Raw genomic sequence first — 4,312 nt, 5'->3', positions numbered from 1 at the left:
GAGCCCGGCACGGCCGGCGTCGCGGCGCTGGCCTACAGCGAATACGCGCCGGCATTCGCGCGGCACGGTCACACGGTCGAGCGCTTCGCGATCGGCAGCACGCATCTGCCCGATTCGCTGCGTTACGTGATCGTCGGCAATCCGAACAACCCGACGGCCGAGCGCATCGACCGCGCGCGGCTGCTCGACTGGCATGCGCAACTGGCCGCGCGCGGCGGCGCGCTGATCGTCGACGAAGCGTTCGCCGATACGGCCGATACCGCCGACGAACCCGCCACGCTCGCCGCCGACACGCATCGCGCAGGCTTGTTCGTGCTGCGCTCGATCGGCAAGTTCTTCGGGCTGGCCGGCGTGCGCGCCGGCTTCGTGCTGGCCGAACCGGCGCGGCTCGCGCAACTGCGCGGCGCGCTCGGCGCGTGGACCGTCAGCGGCCCGGCGCAACACGCGGTGACCGCCGCGCTGGCCGACACCGCTTGGCAGCACGCCACGCGTACGCGGCTGGCCGCCGACGGCGCGCGGCTCGGCGCGCTGCTTGCCAAGCATGGCTTCGCGGTGCAGGCCACGCCGCTGTTCTGCTGGACCGACGATGCGCGCGCGCTCGCGTTGCACGAGGCGCTCGCCGCGCAAGGCATCTGGACGCGCTTCTTCGCGCACGCGCCGAGCATCCGGATCGGCCTGCCCGGCACGCCGGCCGAATGGCAGCGGCTCGAAGCGGCGCTCGCCCGCTATGCGGCGCATGCCGTTGCGTCGGGATCCTGAGCGATGGCCCGCCGTCACGCTGCTGCGTTGGCCGTCGCGCTGTGGGCGGCCTCGGTTTCCATATCGGCTTCGGCCAGCGTCTCCGTCACCGACGACGCCGGCCGCACCATCACGCTCGCCGCGCCCGCCCGGCGCGTGATCAGCGTCGCGCCGCACGCCACCGAGCTGCTCTATGCGGCCGGCGGCGGCCCGGCGATGGTCGGCGCGGTGTCGTACAGCGACTATCCGGAGGCAGCCCGCGCGCTGCCGCGCGTCGGCGACAACCGCGCGCTCGATCTCGAACGGATCGTCGCGCTGAAGCCGGATCTGATCGTGGTCTGGCGTCACGGCAACGCCGACCGGCAGACGGCGCAGCTCGAAGCGCTCGGCATCCCCGTCTACCTCAGCGAGCCGACACGGCTCGACGACGTGGCCGTGTCGCTCGACAAGCTCGGCCAGTTGCTCGGCACGCGCGACACGGCGGATGCGGCGGCCGCCGCGTACCGGCAGCGCATCGCCGCGCTGCGCGCCCGCTACGCATCGAAGCCGCCCGTCGACGTGTTCCTGCAGATCTGGGATCGCCCGCTGACCACGTTGAACGGCACGCAGATCGTCAGCGACGTGTTGCGCCTGTGCGGCGGGCGCAACGTATTCGCGGCGCTGAAGCCGGTCGCGCCGACCGTCGACGACGAGGCCGTGCTGGCCGCCAACCCCGAAGCGATCGTGACGACCGCGCAAGGCGCGACCGCCAACGACGCCGCGCTGCCGAGCCTCGCGCGCTGGCAGCGCTGGCCGCAACTGACGGCGATGGCGCGCGGCAACCTGTTCGAGATCGACGGAGACTGGCTGACGCGGCCGACGCCGCGGCTCGCGCTCGGCGCGGCGCAGGTGTGCCGCGATCTGGATCTGGCGCGCTCGCGGCGGCGTTAAAACGACGCGTCGGTTTCGTCCCAGCCGCGCAGTTGCCAGCCTCGCACGGCATCGTGCGCGAACCACAGACATCCGCCATAGGCGATGCGGCGCGCGAGCAAACGCTCGAGCGGCACGCCGAGCCACTGCGCGGCGAGCGCCCGCATCACGCCCGCATGCGTGACGCACACCACGCTGCCCTGCGCCGCGCTCTCGCGCCATGCCGCGCCGAGCGGCGCGACGCGCGCCATCAGTTGCGCCGCGCTCTCGCCGCCGTGTTCGCGCGCGCCCATCAAATCGGCTTGCCAGCGATCGAGCGCGTCGCGGCCGATTTCATCCCAACTCCGCATTTCCCAGGCGCCGAAATCGATCTCGCGCAAGCGGGCATCGACGCGCACGTCGCATCGCATCGCCGCGCCGATGTCCCGTGCCACCGACGCGCACCGCACGAGCGGGCTGCTGTCGATCGCACTCGGCCGCGCCAGCCCCAGCGCATCGACACGCGCGACGATCGCCCGCGCTTCGCGCGCGGCGTCGCCGGCCAGCGGCACGTCCGACGCGCCGTAGCAGACGCCCGCCTCGACGGCCGGGGCCGGATGGCGAATCAGGACGACATCCATCCGAGCACCGTCAGATAGATCGCGAGTTCGGCCAGTTGCTGCGCGAAGCCGAGGCAATCGCCGGTATAGCCGCCGAGCCGCTTGCGCAGGTAACGGGCGACGGCCGCGCGCAGCACGAGCAGCACGCCAAGCACGAGCAGCCCGAGCCGCCAGTCGGGCCAGAACACCCACGGCAGCCCGCATGCCGCCGCGAACCCGAACGCGCGCATCGACATGCGCCGCGCGACCGGCTTGGCCTTGCCCTCGTCACGCACGTAATCGAGCGACACGAGCAGGCTGACCGCCGCGACGCGGCTTGCCGCATGCGCGGCCAGCAAGGTCCAGGCCGCGCGCCACGGCGGCAGCGCCGCGAGCGCCTGCCACTTCAGCGCGAGCGACACGATCAGCGCCACCGCGCCGAACGTGCCGATCCGCGAGTCGTGCATGATCCGCAGCACGTCCTCGCGCGTGTAGCCGCCGCCGAAACCGTCGCAACTGTCGGCCAGGCCGTCCTCGTGGAACGCGCCGGTGGCGATCAGCGTGGCCGCCATCGACAGCAGCACCGCCACGCCCGGCGGCCATACATGTGCCGCCAGCCAATAGACGACTGCAGCCAGCGCGCCGACGCACACGCCGATCAGCGGAAAATAGCGCGCCGCATGATCGAGGTCGCCCGCCGCATAGCCGACCCGCTTCGGGATCGGCACGCGCGTGAAATAGCCGAGCGCGACGAAGAAGTAGCGAAGTTCGGCGAAGCCGCGCATCGTGCGCCCCGCCTCAGGCGTCGTCGCGATTGTCGACGCCGGCCGCGTCGAAGCTCGCCATCTCGTTGACGAACGCCGTGGCCGCGCGCAGCAGCGGCAGGGCCAATGCCGCGCCGGTGCCTTCGCCGAGCCGCAGATCGAGCGCGAGCAGCGGCGCCGCGCTGAAGTGCGCGAGCATGCGGCGATGGCCGTTCTCGTCCGACACGTGCGAGAACACGCAGTAATCGCGCACGGCCGGTTCGAGCGCCGCCGCCACCAGCAGCGCCGAACTGGCGATGAAGCCGTCCACCACGATCGCCATGCGCGCCTGCGCGGCGGCCAGGAACGCGCCCGTCATCATCGCGATCTCGAAGCCGCCGAACGCGGCCAGCACGTCGAGCGGCGCGGTCGCGCCGGGATCGCGCGCGAGCGCCCGCTCCAGCACCGCGCGCTTGTGGGCCAGCCCGCGATCGTCAAGACCGGTGCCGCGCCCCACGCATTCCGCGAGCGGCACGCCGACCAGGCGGCTCATCAGGCAGGCGGCCGCCGAGGTGTTGGCGATGCCCATCTCGCCGAACGCGATAACGTTGGTGCCGAGCGCCGCGTGGTGCGCGACGCGCGCCGCGCCGGCCGCCAGCGCGGCATGCAGTTGCGCCGTGCTCATCGCCGGCTCTTGCGCGAAATTGCGCGTGCCCGGCGCGACCGGCACCGACACCAGCGCGGGCGACGCCGGCAGCGGCGTGGCCACGCCGGCGTCGACGATCTCCAACTCGCAGCCGCCCACCTTCGAAAACGCATTGATGGCCGCGCCGCCGGCCAGGAAATTCGCCACCATCTGCGCGGTGACGGCCTGCGGATACGGGCTCACGCCCTCGGCCGCGATGCCGTGGTCGGCCGCGAACACGATCACCACCGGGCGCGCGACGCGCGGCGTCGTGCTCTGCTGGATCAGGCCCAGTTGCAGCGCCAGCGCCTCGAGCTTGCCGAGGCTGCCGGGCGGCTTGGTCTTGGTGTCGATCAGATGCTGGAGCGTCGCGCGCAGCGCCGGGTCGGGCGCGGCGATCGAGGGGACGGCGTAGGAAGTCGATTGAGCGTTCATGCGGACATCGTCGGGTCGGTTGGCATCCGGCGCGCGAGGCGCGCCGGGCGGCGTTGCAAATCGCGCGCGGCCGTGCGGGCCGCGCGCGTGGTGTCAGGGCGGTTCATCGGGCTGGCTCGGCCGGCCACGCCGGCACCAGCGCTTCGTGGCCGTCGCACTCGATCAGCACGAGCGGATAGCCGAACGCGGCGCTGGCCGCCTCGGCCGACAGCACCGCGCGCGCG

5 protein-coding genes and 1 pseudogene are annotated in these 4,312 nt (G+C 72.8%); 2 read left to right on the top strand and 4 right to left on the bottom strand.

Features of this window, described 5'->3' with window-relative positions:
• A partial coding sequence (locus G3N92_RS31235; RefSeq protein WP_206131400.1) for an aminotransferase class I/II-fold pyridoxal phosphate-dependent enzyme occupies nucleotides 1–759 on the top strand: 759 nt, incomplete at its 5' end.
• A 3-nt stretch (nucleotides 760–762) separates the two neighbouring features.
• A complete protein-coding gene (locus G3N92_RS31230) occupies nucleotides 763–1,668 on the top strand; it encodes a cobalamin-binding protein (RefSeq protein ID WP_206131399.1) in 906 nt (301 codons plus the stop codon).
• Here the strand turns inward: G3N92_RS31230 and cobC are convergent.
• From cobC to G3N92_RS31210, 4 genes and pseudogenes are all read right to left on the bottom strand, one after another.
• Entirely contained in the window at nucleotides 1,665–2,267 is a 603-nt protein-coding gene (gene cobC, locus G3N92_RS31225) for an alpha-ribazole phosphatase (protein WP_206131398.1), read from the bottom strand. The two genes, G3N92_RS31230 and cobC, sit on opposite strands and share 4 nt — an antisense overlap.
• Complete coding sequence (locus tag G3N92_RS31220) at nucleotides 2,252–3,010, bottom strand: adenosylcobinamide-GDP ribazoletransferase (protein ID WP_206131397.1); 759 nt, start codon at nucleotides 3,008–3,010, stop codon at nucleotides 2,252–2,254. The genes cobC and G3N92_RS31220 overlap by 16 nt, the downstream gene beginning before the upstream one ends.
• A 13-nt stretch (nucleotides 3,011–3,023) precedes the next feature.
• Nucleotides 3,024–4,088, bottom strand: a complete 1,065-nt coding sequence (gene cobT, locus G3N92_RS31215; RefSeq protein ID WP_206131396.1) for a nicotinate-nucleotide--dimethylbenzimidazole phosphoribosyltransferase — start codon at nucleotides 4,086–4,088, stop codon at nucleotides 3,024–3,026.
• Nucleotides 4,089–4,191: 103 nt separating this feature from the next.
• Nucleotides 4,192–4,312 (bottom strand): annotated as a pseudogene (locus tag G3N92_RS31210) (ABC transporter ATP-binding protein); the annotation flags it as partial.

Origin of the sequence: Burkholderia sp. Ac-20379 (genome assembly GCF_017104645.1) — a bacterium.
Lineage (GTDB): Bacteria > Pseudomonadota > Gammaproteobacteria > Burkholderiales > Burkholderiaceae > Burkholderia.
The sequence above is the reverse complement of the archived record's forward strand: the minus strand, read 5'-3'. Positions and strand labels throughout refer to the sequence as shown.